Source organism: Streptomyces misionensis, from assembly GCF_900104815.1.
In the GTDB taxonomy this organism is placed as follows: domain Bacteria; phylum Actinomycetota; class Actinomycetes; order Streptomycetales; family Streptomycetaceae; genus Streptomyces; species Streptomyces misionensis.
On record NZ_FNTD01000004.1, the window covers coordinates 8,002,750 to 8,020,306 of the forward strand.

At 70.7% G+C, this 17,557-nt stretch carries 15 protein-coding genes and 2 pseudogenes; 9 read left to right on the forward strand and 8 right to left on the reverse strand.

The window, feature by feature from the left end; translation table 11 throughout:
- Positions 1-37: 37 nt before the first annotated feature.
- Positions 38-457, forward strand: a pseudogene (locus BLW85_RS40440) (alpha/beta fold hydrolase); the annotation flags it as partial.
- Between the two features lie 22 nt (positions 458-479).
- Here the strand turns inward: BLW85_RS40440 and BLW85_RS37090 are convergent.
- Complete coding sequence (locus tag BLW85_RS37090) at positions 480-1,352, reverse strand: SDR family oxidoreductase (protein ID WP_079172562.1); 873 nt, start codon at positions 1,350-1,352, stop codon at positions 480-482.
- A gap of 144 nt (positions 1,353-1,496) precedes the next feature.
- Between BLW85_RS37090 and BLW85_RS37095 the strand changes: the two genes are divergently transcribed.
- Positions 1,497-1,895, forward strand: coding sequence for a winged helix-turn-helix transcriptional regulator (locus BLW85_RS37095; protein WP_070025788.1), 399 nt, complete (start codon positions 1,497-1,499; stop codon positions 1,893-1,895).
- Positions 1,896-2,086: 191 nt separating this feature from the next.
- On the opposite strand, the gene BLW85_RS37100 is transcribed toward BLW85_RS37095, so the two are convergent.
- Positions 2,087-2,548: a DUF3592 domain-containing protein gene (locus BLW85_RS37100; RefSeq protein WP_074995830.1), complete on the reverse strand. Its 462-nt coding sequence runs from the start codon at positions 2,546-2,548 to the stop codon at positions 2,087-2,089.
- Positions 2,549-2,604: 56 nt separating this feature from the next.
- On the opposite strand from BLW85_RS37100, the pseudogene BLW85_RS37105 reads away from it, so the two are divergent.
- Together BLW85_RS37105 and BLW85_RS37110 are read left to right on the forward strand one after the other, a co-directional pair.
- A pseudogene (locus tag BLW85_RS37105) lies at positions 2,605-3,225 on the forward strand (amidohydrolase family protein); the annotation flags it as partial.
- A gap of 74 nt (positions 3,226-3,299) precedes the next feature.
- Entirely contained in the window at positions 3,300-4,013 is a 714-nt protein-coding gene (locus BLW85_RS37110) for an SDR family NAD(P)-dependent oxidoreductase (protein WP_074995831.1), read from the forward strand.
- 94 nt (positions 4,014-4,107) lie between these two features.
- On the opposite strand, the gene BLW85_RS37115 is transcribed toward BLW85_RS37110, so the two are convergent.
- Positions 4,108-4,977, reverse strand: a complete 870-nt coding sequence (locus BLW85_RS37115; RefSeq protein ID WP_074995832.1) for a helix-turn-helix transcriptional regulator — start codon at positions 4,975-4,977, stop codon at positions 4,108-4,110.
- Positions 4,978-5,115: 138 nt separating this feature from the next.
- Between BLW85_RS37115 and BLW85_RS37120 the strand changes: the two genes are divergently transcribed.
- Positions 5,116-5,895, forward strand: coding sequence for an NAD(P)H-dependent oxidoreductase (locus BLW85_RS37120; RefSeq protein ID WP_070025783.1), 780 nt, complete (start codon positions 5,116-5,118; stop codon positions 5,893-5,895).
- Positions 5,896-6,062: 167 nt separating this feature from the next.
- Here BLW85_RS37120 and BLW85_RS37125 read toward each other — a convergent pair whose 3' ends face one another.
- The 3 genes from BLW85_RS37125 to BLW85_RS37135 all read right to left on the reverse strand — a co-directional run bounded on the left by BLW85_RS37125 (position 6,063) and on the right by BLW85_RS37135 (position 10,384).
- Positions 6,063-6,683 carry a class I SAM-dependent methyltransferase gene (locus BLW85_RS37125; protein ID WP_074995833.1) on the reverse strand — a complete coding sequence of 207 codons (621 nt, stop codon included), beginning with the start codon at positions 6,681-6,683 and terminating at the stop codon, positions 6,063-6,065.
- Positions 6,680-8,098 carry a phosphotransferase gene (locus tag BLW85_RS37130; RefSeq protein ID WP_074995834.1) on the reverse strand — a complete coding sequence of 473 codons (1,419 nt, stop codon included), beginning with the start codon at positions 8,096-8,098 and terminating at the stop codon, positions 6,680-6,682. Before BLW85_RS37130 ends, BLW85_RS37125 begins: the two co-directional genes overlap by 4 nt.
- A 249-nt stretch (positions 8,099-8,347) precedes the next feature.
- On the reverse strand, positions 8,348-10,384 hold the full coding sequence (locus BLW85_RS37135) for an ATP-binding cassette domain-containing protein (protein ID WP_074995835.1): 2,037 nt from the start codon (positions 10,382-10,384) through the stop codon (positions 8,348-8,350).
- Positions 10,385-11,103: 719 nt separating this feature from the next.
- On the opposite strand from BLW85_RS37135, the gene BLW85_RS38650 reads away from it, so the two are divergent.
- Together BLW85_RS38650 and BLW85_RS37145 are read left to right on the forward strand one after the other, a co-directional pair.
- Positions 11,104-11,727, forward strand: a complete 624-nt coding sequence (locus BLW85_RS38650) for a lasso peptide biosynthesis B2 protein (RefSeq protein WP_244174994.1) — start codon at positions 11,104-11,106, stop codon at positions 11,725-11,727.
- Position 11,728: 1 nt separating this feature from the next.
- Complete coding sequence (locus BLW85_RS37145; RefSeq protein ID WP_074995836.1) at positions 11,729-13,543, forward strand: asparagine synthase-related protein; 1,815 nt, start codon at positions 11,729-11,731, stop codon at positions 13,541-13,543.
- Here BLW85_RS37145 and BLW85_RS37150 read toward each other — a convergent pair.
- Positions 13,527-14,750 (reverse strand): DMT family transporter, encoded by a 1,224-nt coding sequence (locus BLW85_RS37150; protein WP_244174995.1) that lies wholly within the window; start codon positions 14,748-14,750, stop codon positions 13,527-13,529. The two genes, BLW85_RS37145 and BLW85_RS37150, sit on opposite strands and share 17 nt — an antisense overlap.
- Before the next feature lie 470 nt (positions 14,751-15,220).
- On the opposite strand from BLW85_RS37150, the gene BLW85_RS37155 reads away from it, so the two are divergent.
- Entirely contained in the window at positions 15,221-15,580 is a 360-nt protein-coding gene (locus BLW85_RS37155) for an effector-associated constant component EACC1 (protein WP_070025777.1), read from the forward strand.
- 31 nt (positions 15,581-15,611) lie between these two features.
- On the forward strand, positions 15,612-16,736 hold the full coding sequence (locus tag BLW85_RS37160) for a caspase, EACC1-associated type (protein ID WP_074995837.1): 1,125 nt from the start codon (positions 15,612-15,614) through the stop codon (positions 16,734-16,736).
- Here BLW85_RS37160 and BLW85_RS37165 read toward each other — a convergent pair.
- Positions 16,733-17,443, reverse strand: coding sequence for a fumarylacetoacetate hydrolase family protein (locus BLW85_RS37165; protein ID WP_074995838.1), 711 nt, complete (start codon positions 17,441-17,443; stop codon positions 16,733-16,735). The genes BLW85_RS37160 and BLW85_RS37165 overlap by 4 nt on opposite strands.
- Positions 17,444-17,557 lie beyond the last annotated feature (114 nt).

Below are 17,557 nucleotides of genomic sequence, written 5' to 3' on the forward strand. Positions count from 1 at the left end.
GCGCAGGTCACAGTCGGTATTTTGAATGCGCTTCGCGACCGCGCTGGGTGTCGAACGCGCCCACGTGGTCGGTGCCTCGATAGGCGGGACGATCGCCCGCGACGGATACGTGGCGGCGGCGGAGAAGGAGCTGGTCTGGGCCTCCAAGCGTTACGGTGACGCTGCCGTGCTGTGCGAGCTGGCAGCCGACAGCTACGACCGCGCCTACCACCCCGCGGGGATCGCCCGACAACTCGGCGCGATGATCCTCAGCGGATCACGCGCGGACGAACTGCGCCGACTCCGGGTGCCGACGCTGGTGATCCACGGCCTGGATGACACGTTGATCGATCCCAGCGGCGGTGAACGCACCGCGGACCTGGTGCCTGGCTCGCGTCTCCTGCTCATTCCCGACATGGGCCACGACCGACCGCGCGAACTCTGGCCCAAGATCATCGATGCCGTGGTGGCCCACACCCCGCCACAGCATGAGTGCGACCTCAGGACCGCGGGGCGGCCGCGAGCGCCTCGGCCAGGGTCACGGGCGGGCGACCGATCAGGCGGCGCAAGTCGCCGGAGTCGGTGTACATCTCCCCGCGCTTCATGCCGAGGTCGGCGTCGGCGAGGACCTCCGCCAACTCGGCGGGTAGACCTGCGGCGGCCAGCGCCCGGGCGAAGTCGGTCACCGGAAGGTCGGCGTAGGTGACCTGCTTTCCGGCCGCAGCGGTGATCGCGGCGGCGAGTTCGGTCAGGGTGAAGGACTCGTCGCCGCCGAGCTCGTACACGGCGCCGGCGTGGCCTTCGGTGGTGAGGACGACCGCCGCGGCCTCGGCGTAGTCGGCACGGGAGGCGGCGCTGATCCGCCCCTCACCCGCGGCGCCGGCGACGGCGCCGTTCCGCAGGATCTGCGGCAGTTGGCTGGTGTAGTTCTCCAGGTACCAGCCGTTGCGCAGCAGCACGCTGGGGACTTGACGGCCTCGCAGGTACTCCTCGGTCTCCCCGTGCGTGGCGCCGATGACGGTGGTGGCCGTGTCCGCGTGCGTCGTGCTCGTGTACGCCACCAGCGACACGCCTGCGGACGCCGCGGCGTCGATCACGCGACGGTGGTTGGCGACCCGTTCGCCCACGGGGACCGAAGCCGAGATCAACAGCAGCTTGTCCGCCCCCGCGAACGCCTCGACCAGGCTGTCGGTGTCCGCGAAGTCGGCGCGCCGTACGGTGATGCCCCGGTCGGCGAGGTCCTTGATCCTGGCGATGTCCCGGCCGGTCGCGATGATGTCCGCGGCCGGGACCCCGTGCCGCAGCAGTGCCTCGACGGTGAGCCTGCCCAACTGGCCGGTGGCTCCGGTGACGACGATCGGCATGATGATCATTCCTTCCTTCCGTGCGCGCCTCGCACGCCTGCCGCGGTCCGCCCGCGGCGGGATGGAACTCAGCATGACCTGGACACTCTCTGATAGGGAGTAGCCACTTCCTGGTACGGTACTTACCTGACCGATAGCATCGAGGTGAGCCGCATGGCCTCTGTCGAGAACGTGACCGGGCCCACGTTCGATCCGTACGAGCGAGGCTGCCCGTCGCGAGACCTGCTCGACCAGATCGGCAGCAAGTGGGCGGTCCTCGTGCTCGGCGAACTCGGCCGGAACGGGACCTCCCGGTTCGGCCGGCTCCGGCAGGCGCTGGAGGGCGTCAGCGAGAAGATGCTCACCCAGACGCTGCGCACCCTCGAACGCGACGGCCTGATCAGCCGGACCGTCTACCCAGAGGTGCCGCCGCACGTGGAGTACGAGCTGACCGCGCTCGGCCAGACGCTGCGGGAGCCACTGAAGGCGCTCACGGAGTGGTCCGTGACGCACATCGAAGAAGTCATCACCGCCCGCGAAGAGTACGACGGCCGTACTGGGCGCAGCCGGTGACCGGCCGCAGCCGGTGACCGGCGGCGACCCCTGGCCTGTGACCGCCGCAAGGGCGAAACGTGCGCGCCCGGCGCGTACCGGCTCCTCGATCCCGCACTGCGTCAACTGCGCTTCGATCCGGATCCGCACGTGAGGGGCATGGCCGCCGAACTCGTCGCCACATTCGCCTCGTTGGTGTCCGCGCCTACCGCCTACCGCAGCAAGGCGTCCGCCGCGTCGAACAGAAGGTGGACGACGAAGATGAAAGCCACGCAGAAGGCGAGTCCCACCCCGTAAAAGGCGAGTATGCAGCCGGTTCCGGCGGCGAGCTTGCCGCGGGCCGGTGCGTGGGCGGTGGCCTGCTCGGGCCGGTCGGGCAGGTAGTGCACGGTGACCAGGGCGCCCTCCACGACCGTCGAGGGGCCGTTGGCTTCCTCGAACCGTATGACGCGGCCGTCCTGGGTGATGAACTCGTAGACGTGGTGAAGGGTGGTGGCGAACGAGCTGTGCCCGTCGCCGCTGGTCGTCGTGTACGACCGCAGACAGCGCGCCTGAGCCGTCACGCCTCCGTCCCAGGCCTGGCCGATCTGACTCGAGCGACGCAGCGCCACGGTGATGCCGGCCACCAGGGGGGCGATCATGATGGACGGTATGACGTAGAAGAGCAGTTCCATGAGGTCCCCCGAGATCGGTTCGCCGGCTTGGTCGAGCGGCGTGGCGGGAATCTACAGAGCAAGGCCACGTGGGGACCATGGTCTACGGCCGCACCGGCGACCGGTTCCTCGACGACCCCGCCTACGACGACTTCTTCGCCGCCGCCGCCGGACTCGGCCAGCCGGTCTTCATCCACCCGCAGATCCCCTCCGACGCGCTGCGCGCCGCCGCCTACCGAGGTTTCGACCCCATGACCGAACTCGGGTTGGCCACATTCGGCTGGGGCTGGCACGTGGAGGCGGCGACCGCGGCACTGCGTCTCATCCTGCGCGGCACCTTCGAACGCCATCCCGATCTGCAGATCGTGCTGGGCCACTGGGGCGAACTGCTTCCCTTCTGGCTCGACCGCGCCGACAGTCTCGCCCGCCTCGCCGGGCTCCGGCGGTCGGTCTCGGACTACATCCGCACGAACTTCTTCCTGACGACGTCGGGAATGCTCAACCCGGCCCTGCTGCGGCACGCACTGACCGTGACGACCGTCGACCGGCTGATCTTCTCCACCGACTACCCCTTCCAGCAGCCCACCCGAGCAGAGATCGACACGTTCTTCGAACACTTCGTCACCGACACCGACCGGCACAAGGTCCGCTCGGCCAACGCCGCGACCCTCTTCGGAATCGATCCCCTCACACCCTGACCCGGGACCGGCGAAGCAGAAGCCGGCCCACGCCCCTCGTCTCAAGCCGCCCCACACCAAGGAGAACGTGCGACATGTCGCAGTCCACCAATGATGAGCACACCCGGACCGCCCTGGTCGTCGGAGCATCCCGAGGACTCGGATGCGCCATGGCGGCCGAACTCGCCGAGCGGGGGTGGTCGGTCATCGGCACCGTTCGCGGCAGCGCCCGCACCCCGCTGCACGGCCTCGCCGACCACCGCCCCGGACGCGTCCGCGTCGAACACCTCGATATCACCAAACCGGAGGAACTCATGCCTCTGCACGAGCGTCTGACCGGAGTGCGGCTCGACGTCCTGTTCGTCAACGCGGGCACCACCAACAACGAACAGACCCCCATAGGGGCCGTCCCCACCCAGGACTTCATCGACGTCATGGTGACCAACGCGCTCAGCCCCATGCGCGTCATCGAAGCACTTGACGACCTGGTGACGCCCAGCGGCCTGATCGGTGTCATGTCCTCGGGGCAGGGCAGCATCACCAACAACACCAACGGGCTGCGCGAGGTCTACCGCGGTAGCAAAGCGGCCTTGAACATGTTCATGCGCAGCTACGCCGCCCGGAAATCCGACGCCGACCGCTCCCTGCTGCTCATGGCTCCGGGCTGGATCCGCACGGCGCTCGGCGGCGACGATGCCCCCTACTCCGTGGAAGAGAGCACCCCGCTCCTGGTGGACGTGTTGCTCTCCCACCTCGACGGCAAGGGCCTGGCATTCCTCGATCGGAACGGCGGACACGTCCCCTGGTGACTGCCATCGGCTTCCCCTCGGACCCGCGTCCGGACTGCCCGTCGTCGGCGAGCACTTGGGGAGCGGACAGCCGGCGGCGCAGGGGCGTTCGCGGCTATGGGCGAGCGTCGTCGAGCTGCTCGCGGACCTGAGCGTCCACTGCGGGATGTGCGTCACCGCCGGCCGCGCCCAGGTCCGCGAGCAGGCGCAGGCCGTCCTCGGCAGGGCTGCCGGGGGCCGCGGACAGCACCACCAGCTCCATGCCTGATTCGTTCGGCAGGACGAAGTTCTCCTGGTGCAGTTCCAGCAGCCCGACCAGCGGATGCCGATACGCCTTGCGTCCATACGTCCGGGCGCGCACGTCCGCACGGGCCCAGAGGCGGCGGAAGCGCTCGCTGCCCATCGCCAACTCGCCGATGAGCGAGGCCAGGCGGGGATCGTCGGGGTATTTTCCGGCGGCCAGGCGCAGGTGTCCGACCACGTCGAGGGTGCAGTTCTCCCAGTCCGCGTAAAGTCCGCGCTCGGCCTCCTCGAGGAAGAGGTGCCGTGCGGTGTTCAGGCCCGGCATCGGCCGGCCGTAGAGGAGCCCCGCGAGGCGGTTTCCGGCGAGCACGTCCAGGCGGTGGTTCATGATCAGCGCGGGCCCGCCGGCGACCAGGTCGAGGACGCGCAGCAGCTCCGGGCGGACCCGCCCGCCCGGTGTCTTCGCACGGCGGCGCCGCTGCCGGGCGAGCCGGTAGAGGTGCCCGCGTTCGGTCTCGTCGAGGTCGAGGACGCGGGCGAGGGCGTCGAGGACCTGCTCGGAGGGCTGGGTCGCGCGGCCCTGCTCCAAGCGGACGTAGTAGTCGACGCTGACCCCGGACAGGTGCGCGACCTCTTCGCGGCGCAGCCCTTCGACCCGGCGGCGGCTGTCGGTGGGAATGCCGACTGCGGCCGGGTCGACCCGGGCCCGCCGGGTCCGCAGGAAGCCCGCGAGATCGTCCATGTCTCCAGTATGGCCTCGGCAGTGCTCGTGAAGGTGGCCCTGCCATTACCAGGAAGTCCCGTCCGACGGAACACGGGCCCCTGAACGCCGGGCGCCGTCGCGTCCAGGATCGAAGGCATCCGATCCGAAGGAGTTCCCATGAAGACGCTGATCGTCTACGCCCACCCGGAGCCGCAGTCGCTCAACGGTTCGCTGAAGGACCTCGCGGTGACCACGCTGGAGAGCGCCGGGCACGAGGTACGGGTGAGCGATCTGTACGCGATGAACTGGAAGGCGGCCGCGGACGCCGAGGACTACGGCCCCAGCGCCTCACGTCCACTGAAGGTCGCCCGGGACTCGGGCCGGGCCTTCGACACCGGGACGCTCACCCGGGACGTGATCGCCGAGCAGGAGAAGCTGCTGTGGGCCGACACGATCATCTTCCAGTTCCCGCTGTGGTGGTACTCGATGCCCGCGATCCTCAAGGGCTGGGTGGACCGGGTCTTCACGTACCACTTCGCATACGGCGTCGGAGAGCACAGCGACACCAAATACGGTGAGCGCTTCGGTGAAGGCACCCTCGCGGGCAGGAGGGCTCTGCTGTCGGTGACCACCGGCGGCCCGGAGCCGCATTACGCCGCTCGCGGGATCAACGGCCCCATCGACGATCTGCTGTTCCCGATCCAGCACGGCATCCTCTACTACCCGGGCATCGAGGTGCTGCCGCCGTTCGTGCTCTACGGCACCGACCGGATGACCAGCGAGAGCTACCCGGACGTCGCCAAGGCATGGAAGCAGCGTCTGCTCACCCTGGAGTCGACCGAGCCGATCGCGTTCCGGAAGCAGAACTTCGGCGACTACGAGATCCCCTCGCTGCAGCTGAAGGAAGGACTGGAGCCCGCGGGCCGAAGCGGCTTCGGGCTGCACGTGCGCGGCTGACCGCCTGCGATGGCCAGGGCGACCTGCACGATCTCCAGCCGTATTCGGTTCTCCGCTGAACGGCGGAGGGCCGCGGGTCTTGCCGCCGGGAAGCTCGTGCATGCCGCGGCGCGACCGGCCGAGCAGGACCTTGCCGGCATCGTCGGTGACGATGGCGAGGGCGCCGGTCAGGCATGGGTGGTGGTCGGCCCCTTCTCGACGGCCTGGGTGCCGGCATGGCAGGGCCCGCGCAGGACCAGGAAGGCCAGGCCGTCCGCGTCCAGCCGCTCCACCGCCCGCCAACCGGAGCCGACGAGCGCGATCTCGTCCTCGTCCAAGGCGATGCCGCGCCGCTCCTCGGGCGTGGTCTCCGCCACCGGGGTGATGACGACGAGCGCGCCGCCGTCCCGCAGTCGCTCACCCAGAGCGTGCAGAATGCGACCCCTGTCCTTCAGGAACGGGTACATCAGGCGCATCACGACCACGTCGTACCCCTCCTCGCGCAGCGGGGCCGGGTCGTCGCGCTCGATGTCCAGCAGCAGCCAGCGCACGCCCTCGACGTCGGCGTGCTCGGTGCGGGCCCGGGCGAGCGCGCTGCCGGCGAAGTCGACGGCGTCCACGGTGTAGCCGAGGGAGACGAGATAGGCGGCCAGCTCGCCGGTGCCGCAGCCGACATCGAGCGCGCGGCCACCGTCGTCCGGGGCCGGGGTGTGCTCGGCGAGCAGTTCCCGCTCGCGCTCACCCACTCGCCGGAACCCCCGGCCGTCGCCGAAGTGCTTCTCCCACTGCTCGCGGGCGATGTACGTCAATGTGCTGCTCCTCGTGTGACGGTGGGGTGGTCGGGGTGCTGTCGTGCGGCGCGGAGCCGGGCCAGAGTGCGGTGGCCGCGTTCCACCAGCTCGGGGTCGCCGTGGGCGGCGCCGTAGGAGATGCCGGAGACGGCGTCCAGGACGGACAGCACTGCGAGCTGGGCCTCTTCCGCGGGCGTGAACGTGCGCCCGTAGCCGTTCAGCACGGCTGCCAGGAGGTCGGGACGGCCGTGCCACGCATCGGCCAGCCGCACGAAATCCCGCACGGCCGGCCCGTATTCCGACCGCTCGAAATCGAGCACGTACAAGGCGTCGGCGTGCTCGTCCCAGCGGAGATTGCGCGGTTGGAAGTCGCCGTGCGTGGGGACCTCCGGCAGGGCGGGCAGGCCGGCAGCGCTTTCCACCGTGGCGCGGACGAACTCCTCGTCGCCGGCAGCCAGATGGGTCCGGGCCCCGTCCAGGTGCCGTTCCAACTTCCGCACAGGTGGGGCCCCGCCGCCCGGCAGGGGCGGGGCGCTGGTGTGGATGGCGGCCGCGAGCCGCCCGACGCGGTGGAAGACCTTGCGCTGCTGCTCGGGTGGGAAGGCGGCACCGTGCAGGGACCGGCCTCCCACCGCGGTGAGGACGACGGCCCGCAGCACGCCGTCGGCGGCCACCAGCCGAGGCGCGGCTTCACCGAGGCCGGCGACCCAGCCACGGAGCGCGGCGACTTCGCGTCGGTGGAAACGCTCGTTCTGGTGGACCTTGACGTACCAGGTGCCGCCCTCGGCGCCGTGCGCCCGCCAGACGCGGCTGTCCTGCCTTGCCCAGGAGACGTCCGTCCAACGGACGATCCGCCCTACCGCCTGCTCGGCGAAGGCGCGCACCGCGTCGGCCGGGGTGGCGTCGTGGGCGCCGGGGTCGGGGACAAGGAGCAGCCGGTCGACGGCCGGGTCGTAGGCGATGGGGTCGCCGGGCTCCTGGAAGTGCACGCCCATGCGTGCGCCGGCCCGGTAGGCGTCGAGCCCGGCCCGGCAGTACGCGACGATGGGCTCCGGGAGCCTGTCGAGCGCGAACCAGTCCATGGCGTCGCACACTTGGGGTTCCATGATCTGCGGGGTGCCGTGCCATCGCCGCACCTCGAAGAACACGCCGAGGCGTGCGCCGCCGGCGGGGGAGCGGTGGTGCACGGTGACGGCCGCGCGGACATCGGCCGGGTCGACCGCGACGCCGGTCTCCTCGTGGGTCTCGCGCACCAGCGCCGTGACCATGTCCTCCCACGGGCCGTCGAGATGCCCGGACGGAAGGTGCCAGCAGCCGGTGGCGTACACGTCACCGGCTCGCCGGGAGAGCAGCACCTCGGTCCCGGCCGTGCCGTCGCGTACGGCGATCAGGTGGACGTCGAGGGGCTCGGTGTGCCGTCGGCTGCCGGTCATGCGTCCCCCAGTAGTGCCCGCAGCGCAGTGGCGACCTGCCGCAGCTGACCTCGGCTCGGGGAGGGAAGAGGGTCCTGACGCGAGGGCATCCGTGCTCCTGTTCGCTGGACGGTCGGTGTGCAGGGCTCTGGCGACGAAGACGAAGCCGGCCTGGCAGCCGGGGCGGATGGCGGCAGCGTCCGTGTCCGTGCCTTCGGCCCAGGGCCGGAGGCGATGTGCTGGTCCGCGCCGGAGGTCGCGCCGGGCGGGTCAGATCGCCGTATCGTGGTCGGCCGACTGGATGATGCCGCGGGGGCCGGGGAGCCTGGCGGCCGCGATCCCGTACTGGGCGGCCTGGGCGGTGAACATGCCCTGGTACAAGCCGTCCGGGCGGGCCATGAGTTGGTCGTGGGTGCCGTCCTCGACGACGCGTCCCCGGTCGAGGACGTAGATGTGGTCGGCGTGCATGGTCGCGGCGAGCCGGTGCGTGACCAGTACGACCGCGTGCCCTTGCTCGGCCAGGGACCACAGTCCCCGGAACGCGGCGATTTCAGCGTGGGGATCGAGGGCGCTGGTGGGCTCGTCGACCAGCAGGAACGGCGCCTGCCTGTACCGGGTGTGGGCGGACCCCAGCTTCTGCCACTGCCCGCCCGAGAGCTGGACACCTCGCTCGTAGCCCTTGAACACGATCGAGTCCCAGCCGTGCGGCAGGCCCTCGATCAGGTCGAGCACGCCCGCCTCCCGAGCCGAGCCGCGGACGCGGTCCATGTCCCGGGGGCGGTCGCCGACGCCGATGGCCAGGTTCGCGGCGGCCGTCATCTCCCAGCGCGGGAAGTCCTGGGCCAACAGCCCTACGGCGCCGAAGACATGGGATCGGTCCGCCTCGCGGAGCGCGACCCGCTCGCCCGCCTCACCCACCCACCACACGTTCCCTTCGGACGGCACGAGCAGTCCGGCGAGCACCTTCGTGAGCGTGGTCTTCCCCGAGCCGTTCGCCCCGACCAGGGCCGTCACCTTCCCGCGGGGAACCCGCACGCTCACAGCCCGCAGCGAAGGAGCGTCGGCGCCCGGGTAGGTGAACGACACCTCCTCCGTCCGCACCTCCTGGACAGGGACGGGCAACGGTGTGCCGGAGGACGGGATGGCGTTCTGGCCCGCCACCCGGATGGCGTCCTCGGTGTCGGTGAGGAACAACAGCTCCTCGTACAAGCGGTTGACCTGCTGCACCAGTGAGGTGAGGCGTGCCGTCGAGGTGCGGATGGCGATCACCGCCGTGCCGCCGACGGCGAGCGGCAGACCACCGGACGCAAGCAGCCACCACAGCACCCCGTAGCAGGCCAGCGACGCCAGCCCCGCGAACCCGCCGGCGATCAGGTCCGTGGACGCCTGCGCCCGGGCCAGACGCCGCTGCTCCGCCTCCGTCTGCCGCGACATCTCCGTGTAACTGGACAGCAGCTTCGTCCCGGCGGCGTGCACGCGGATCTCCCCGGCGGCGTGCGGGCGGGTCAGACAGGCGAGCAGAGAGGCGATCGCCCGGCGGTGGTCGACCCAGGTCAGGCGTGAGAGGTACTCGCGGCGCGCGGAGCGGACCGCTCCCCACCCCTTGGGCACGGCGATCGCGAGCAACATCGGGAGCAACGCCCAGTGCAGCGCCGTCAGCACCACCGCGGCCGCCACCATGCCGATCACCACACTGCCCACGCCCACCGACAGCCGGAGCATGTTGCGGGCGGAGTCGGTGCCGAACTTCCCCGCCTCCAGGGCACGCTGGACCTCCGGTCGCTCGGTCGCCTCCACCTCGACCTGGGTGACGGCCGTGTAGTACCGGGCGGAGACCGCCCGCTCGACCTGGGGCTCCAGCCGGCCCGACATGGCCGTCGACCACGCCGACAGCATCGCGGTCGCCACCGCGGTGACGGCGAGCACAGCCAGCGACGGCAGCGCCTCGCGGAGCTTGTCCCGGGTCGGACCATCGGCGAACAGCTCGGTGAGGACGCTGTTGACCGCCACCAGCCCCCAGGCGGCCGTCACACCTTGCCCGAACTGGGCCGCCACGACCCCGGCGAGCGCTCGCCGGTCGGTCTGCCAGCCGGTGCGCAGCACCATGGCCACCATGCGGGGCAGCGCCGCCGCCATGTGTCCGAAGCCCAGCCGGGTCAGTGGGCCTTCGTGACGGACGAAGGACTGGTCGTAGCGGAGCCGGCCGCCGTACAGCTCGCGCTCGGCGTCCGAGATGCCGGTCGTCGCCGTCGCGGCGGCCTTCGGCGGGTTCGTGGTCGTGCCGTTGTCCGGTTCGGCTTGCGTCAATGTGTTCCCTCTCGGAGGAGTGGCAATGGTGTCGGCATGTTCAACGACGCCCCCGCGATTTCGAACGCGTGTCTTTCGGTCGGGTTGCGCACCCCGGGATTCAGCGGTTCTTCGAAGGTGCGCAGTGCATCGATCCTTGCCGCGCAACAGCGTGCGCGTGCGGACGGGTTGGCCGAAACGCCGAGCTGCTTGGCTGTGCAGCAGCGCTGCGGACGCCTTCCGAGCCGGCCTCACGTGGACCGACGCCGAACCGACCTGGTTCGACACCTGCCCCGGCAAGACTGCCCGCGCCTTCTGCCCCGACTGCGGCAGTCATGACGCCGCCCGCGACCATGGCGATGCCACGATCACCGGCGCCCGTGCCACCGCCCTCGACCACCACGACACCGACCCGGCGTACCCACCAACCTGAACCGGCTCGCCGAGGCCGCCCCGGGGCTCACCCGGAGCCACAACCGGCACGCGACGGTCCGCCGGCGCGGCGCGGCGCGGGACGTGCGGCCGGGTTGCGGAGCATTGGGGGCCCGCTAGCCTGGAATTGGCAGATCTTGCCCTATTTCGGAGGTTGGCCATGTTTCGCCGATTGCTGCGGATCCGTTCGCCTCGTCGGCTCACCTTTCTCGGGACCGGCCGCCTGATCCGGGGTTTCAGCGGCGGATTCTACGACGGTCACGGCTACCAGTCCTGACCCGTTCCGCTCGGACCCTGGAGGGTGCGCAGTGGCCGACGAGGCCGATGCCCTGGCAGCCATGGCAGAGATCCTTGCACCGCATTGCCACGTCACCAGGTTGTCCGGCGGAGCGCTGATCGCGGACTGGAAGCGGACACGTTTCCTCGGGATGACGCCGGCGGACGTGCGGGCGCTGACCGGGGGCGACGCAGAGGAGCGCGCCGAGGTCGTCACGGACCTCGTCCGGGCCGGCTGCGCGACGGGTCGCTCACGGGCACCCACGGAGGCCGGCGTCCGGCTCTGGTTGCACGGCACGCACCTGCTGATTCGAACCTTGGGATTCGGACGGGTGCTCCGGCTGCTGCCCGTGGTCGCCCCGGACTACGCCCGCACGGACCGCCCCCCGGCGGAACAGGTGGGACGGCTGAAACGAGCGGTGCAGTCACAGAGCCGCAGGAGTTGCTCGGTCAATGGTGACTGCAAGTCCGAGGCGGTGACGGCCTTCGTGCTGCTGCGGCGACGCGGTTGGGAGGCCGTCCTCCACGTCGGTGTGCGCGAACACCCCTTCGCCCTGCACACATGGGTGTCTTCGGCCGGACTGTGCATCCCGGACGCCGACCCGGGCGGGCACGCGTTCACCCCGGTGCTCTCGATCGGCCGTGGAGGTCCGTGACATGGAGGCGCTCCACCTCGAGTGGACCAACGGCGCGCCCAAGCTCTGGACCGCCGAGTCGATGGAGCGTCGGGGACTCGTGACGACGGTCTCCTCACCGGAGGGCACCGCGACCGTCGTCGGCTCGGTCGGCCCGGCGCGGAACCGGGTGGCGGGCGCTCGCGCCCTCCTGGACGCCCTCGGCCGACGGGGAGCCGCCGCGCCGTTGCCGGCGGGCGACTACGCGGCCGTTCTGGTGTACCGCGACCGCGTCCTCGTCACCCGGGACGAGCAGGCGCGCATCCCGCTGTTCTTCCGGGAGTCCGGTGGCCACGTGAGCGCCGTGAGCACCTCGGTCCGCCGACTGGGGAACGGTTCGGCGCTCGAACCCCGCTATTTCTGCCGGTATCTCACCGGGAACATGGCGCAACCGCACATGGACCTCACTCCCTTCGCGGGGGTGCACCGCGTCCTCGCCGGGGAGGTGCTGGAGCTCTCGGTCAGCGGGCGGATACGCCACGGCGGGCCACGACGCGTCCGGCCGGCCCCCGGCCGGCCCGCACCGACAGACGGGTCCCACCTCCATGGGGCAGCGACGGAGCTGCGCCGGGCGCTGGAAGGGGCCGTGCGGCGCCGGCTGGGCACCATGACGGCCTGCCACGTCTCCGGCGGCCTCGACTCCACCAGCGTGGCGCTGCTCGCGGCACGCCTGCTGGCCGCGGAACGGGACGGCCCCGGGGACCTCTTCCTGCTCGCCGGGCGTTTCACCGGGGGAGAGCTGGCCGGCGAGCAGCCGTACCTCGACGCGGCGGTGAACGAGATCCGTCGTCTCGCGCCCGCGGCCCGCCCGTTGATCGTCGACACCGACGACGTGGCCGATTTCGACGACTTCGAGCACCACGCGGGAGACGCAGACGAGCCACATGCGCACGCGTTCCGTGCCCCGTTCTGGGCCAGGCTCCACGCCGCTGCCGCCGAACTGGGCTGTGACACCGTCCTGACCGGTTGCGGCGCCGACCCGGTCGTGGACGCCAACCCGTTCCATCTGCACCGTCTCGCCCGCACGGGGCAGTTGCGGGAGCTGGCCAGGCAGGCACGCGCCTGGGCCGACGGCGCCGAGCGGGGGCTGCGGGAGACGATCCACGCCTACGTCGTACGGCCGGCCCTTCCGCTGACGGCCGAACGGACGGGGGCGCTCGTGCACGGTAGGACCGTGCTCGGCGGCCTCGGCTCCTTCACCCGTCCCCCCTGGCTGCGAGCGGCGTTCGCGCGGGAGCACGGCTACCGCGAGGCCAGCGTCGCGGAAAGCCGCTTCGTGTACGGGCGCCGGCCGGAGCGGTCGCTCTACGAAGCGGCGAACTACCTTGCCGCTCCGGACCTGCTGTCCTGGCAGCGCGCGGGGGAGGACGGGTTCTGCCTCTCGCACCCCTTCCTCGACCCGGAGGTCATCGCCACGATGCGCGGCTTCCCCAGCGAGGCCGTGTTCGATCCGGGCCGTCCGAAGGCGGTGCTGCGCGAGGCCATGGCGGACCTGCTGCCGGCCCCGATCGGCCGCAGAACGGTGAAGGTCCCCTTCGACGGTCTCTACGCCCGCGGTCTGCGGACCCACGGCGCCGCACTCATCGACCTGTGCCGCTCCGCCCGGCACCCGCTGGTCGGGGAGATGTTCGACGTCCCTCTGCTGTGCCGGGCGGTGCGGGAGGCCCAGTTCGGGCTGGGGGACGCGCGCTCCTGGGACCGGGTGAACAGTTCGCTGGCGCTGGTGGCCTGGCTGGAGCGTGCGAATGAGCCCTCCAGCGCGTACGGCGCGGCCGGGCCCGTCAAACCCGGCTCTTGATGTCCCACAGCGACCGTTCGATCGGGCCCCTGAGGATGTCGACGAGACCGTAGCGGCTCACCAGCTCGCGCCCCTCCGCCGCGGTGGGGATGCGGCCTTCGTCGCCGTTTCGCGCGACGATCGTCGCCACGCTCGCGCCGTGTGTGCCGAACCTCCAGTAGACCGTCACGTACCGCGGGTCCCGGGTGCGCTCGTCGATCGCGTTGTTCTCGTGCACCCTGGCGCGGTAGATGATGGAGTCCAAACCCTGCTTCTGCTGCTCCTTCACCCAGCCGGGGACATTCTTCCCGCTCCAGGAATACGCCTTGAACTCGAGCGGTGGCTCCAGGCCGAGCCGGTCCTTGCGAGCGAGGCTCGCGGTGGCGTAGAACGCCAGCTGGTCGTACGGGGTGTCGATGGGCAGTTGCACCACCACTCGGGTGGCGAACGTGTCGCTCGACTCGATCCACTGCCCGTAGGGCATCCACGGACGGGCCTCCACCAACTCGCCGGGCTGATGGATCTCCCTGCGGGAGAGTGGATTCACCTCCTGGGACGTGCTCCACTTCTCCGCATCGGTACGCCATTGCGTGCGGAGCCGGTCTTTCCGGCTCAGCGGAACCCGTTCGCCCATGGCGTGGAACTCCGTGCCGAGCACGTAGAAACCGACGTCACCGTGGTTCTCCAGGGTGATGTCGACCGGTACGGAGAATTCCGTCCGGTCCCGACTCAGCACGGGATTTCCCAGGGACAACCCGATGAGGGGCCTGGTCTCACGCTGGTAGGGCTGGTAGAGGTTCTGGTAGCCGAAATTGGCGATCGCGATGGCCGAGGAGACGACGAGCGCCGCGGCCACCCGCTTCGGAGCGGGGATCCTGACCGCTGTTCGCCACACCGCGAAGACGGCCCATGCGGAACCCGCGGTGAGCGCAACGAACAGCGCGAGGTAGGCCCTGGAGTCGCCCCTCGCCGTCTCGACCACGAGCAGGGCGTTGGTCAGCAGAGCGGCGAACGCGCCGATCAGCGCGACCATGCCGGAGTAAGGGAAACTGCGCCACAACCAGTGGTCGACGACCGCGGCGGCGCCCAGGAACGCGGTGAAGGCGACCGCGATGAGGACGGCGCCCGTGATACGCCCGGGGAAGGTCAGAGCGTGGACGAAGTCTTCGAGGCCGAACCACCCCATGACCAGCGTTGTCGTGAGGAGGACCAGCAGGATCGCCGCCATCGTCACGCGGGATTGCGGGGTTCTCGGTGGGGGCCGCCGCGCTTTCAGGTGCGAGCGGGGCTGATGCCGCGGGGAAGTCCTCACTTGATCACCTCCTGGGCCACCGGCCGACCACGGTGTTCCGGCCGTGCCGACGGTGAGGGCCTGGGCCGGGCCGACGATCACCACCGGGTACGTGCCAGACCAGACGATCTTGCTCGGTGACCAGGACACCACCTTTCCACCACGGCCGGTGGCGGCCGCGCCGAGTCGCCGCGAAATCCCACGTCTGGAGGCACACGCGCGGTGCTTCCATGGTCGAATCACCCCGGAACCCCGGTCGGCCACGGGCGGACTGGCGCCGGCCTGCTACAGGTCGGGCCCGGGGCGGTCAACCTCGGCCAGGCGGCCGTCGACGGTGACAGAGGGCGCCGTGACGTGCTGTGGCTGTATGGTCGCTACCAGCTGAATGAGCAGGCGGGGGTGGGAAGTTGGAGGCGAGGATCGCCATCGTCGGCGGCTGTGACGGGGACCTGCCCTCGTTGTACCAGTGGCTGACGGGTGAGGACGAACTGCGAGGGCATGTACGGGTCGCCAGGCGGCCGATGCGCGAGACCGACCTCGGGTCGGCTGGGGACCTGCTCACGGTGGCCCTGAGCGCGGGAGGAGCGGGCTCGGTACTGAGCTCGGCGCTCATCACCTGGCTGAAGACGCGTCGCACGTCGGCGAAGATCACCGTCGAGGCTGGGAACCGCTCGATCACCCTGGAGATCGACACGCTCCGCGACGCCACGGCCCTGCTGGAGCAGGTCCTGCGAGCCGACCGCGACGATGCCGACCGCAGTGCCTGAGCCCGGTCCGCCGCCCGGGTCCCATGCCTTGTTGATCGGTGTGCCGGAGTACGCGAATCCGGAGTTCACCCCCATCCCGGCGGTGCGCAACAGCTTGCAGCGCGTACGTGATCTCCTGTGCGACGAGCAGCTGTGCGGTTGGAAGAGCGATCAGGTCACCGTGATCGACGAGGTCTCGTCGGCTTCGGAGCTCGCCGTGCAGGTCGCCGACGTGGCGGAGAAGGTCACGGGCAACTTCCTCCTGTACTACGTCGGTCACGGGATGCTCTCACCCGCGGGGGACCTGTGTCTCGTGATGCCCGGGACGCGCCCGGACCGCCCGACGATCACCGGCCTTCTATGGGGCCATGTGGCCGAAGCGTTGCGGCTGAGCCCCGCGAAGGCCCGCATCACGATCCTGGACTGCTGCTTCGCGGGCCAGGCCATCGAGGCGCTCACCACCGACGGGCAGGCACTGGCCGGCCTCGCGTCCGTCCAGGGTGTCTACACGCTGACCGCCACCAGCCGCAACCGTACCGCTCACGTGCCCCCGCTGGCCGAGCAGGACGCTCGGTCGACCTCGTTCACCGAACACCTCTGCGACCTCGTGCGTGCCGGTGTTCCCGGCAGGCCGGCGCAGCTGACCCTCAACGACATCTACCCCGTGCTGCGCGCCGAGCTGCAGGCCAAGGGCCTGCCCGTGCCGAATCAGCGCGGCACCGACACCGCGGGGCACGTCGTCTTCGCCCGCAACGCGGCCGTACCCGTCTCCGCCCGCGCCGAGCCGACGATCAGCGGAAACGCGGTCGTCCTCCAAGAAGGGCGCCCGTTCGAAGATCGTGTGGCTGACGTGGTGGCGGCATGGGCCAGCCGCGGGCAGGGCCCGGACTGGCTGGTGAGCGGGACCGCCTTCCTCGTTCTGTACCTGTGGTGGCTCGATGGCCGACGGAGGGACGAGGCCGCCCCCCTCACACGCGCCTACGTGGAAGCCTCGTACGAATCCATCGGAGGCCGGGACGCGTGGATGGAGATGCAACACCGGCGCGTGCGTTGTGCCTGTCACGGTGAGTCCTGGCGAGTGGAGAACATCAACATGTGCCTCGACTGCCTGCGGTACCAGTGCATCGACATCGTCGGCCGGGAATGCGCGGCCTGCGGCGGCCGAATCGTCGGCTAGTGCCATGGCCGGAAGGCGCGCCGGGTACCGGTCGTAGAGAGGTGGAGCGAAAACCGGCTCGGCAGCGGGACGGGGTCGGTGCCGGGGACGACGGTGTTGGTGAGCGTGCCGATGCCCTCCACGGTGAGGGAGACGGTGTCCCCGGGCTTCAGCGCGGGTGGTGTCCGTTCGCCGCGCAGGCCCCACAGCTCGGCGAGGCAACCGCACCAGTCGTTGAAGACGGTGTACCCGGCGATGTGGTCGCGCGCCTGCTCCGGGGTGAGGTCACGGCCCTCCCGGCCGATCACCGCGCCCACCTCCAGCTCGAAGTCGAACGCCGTCGAACCGGGCGGCACCGGGATGCCGTCGCCCGGGCCGTGGATCGCGTGCGGGTTGGTGAAGCAGAACGTGGGCGCTGCGTACCACTGCTCGGGCACACCGGAAACTTCGTCCACCGAGCGCCGTACGCCCTCGACGTGTTCCTCGAAGGTGACGAAGTCCCTCACGGACGCGGGCTGGAACGGTGACAGCAGGCGGACCTCGGAGAGGTGCGGGCCGGGCGCGACGCCGCCGGCCGCGGTGCCGGCGGCGAGGAGTCCGCTCAGCCCGTCGCCCCGAGCGAGCAGTTCGGTGAGCGACGTGGTGCCGGGCAGCGGGAGGAGGGTGCCGTCCTCCTCCTCTACCGCGACGCGACGGCGATGGTGGTGCTCGTAGCTGGCGAAACGCATGACGGGTCTCCTGAGGAACCGTGGGCGGCCGGGACCGGGGGCGCGGTGGGCAGTCAGGGCATGACAGGGATCGCCGCGCCCTCGGGGCGGAGGGGGATCAGACGGGCGGGGCGA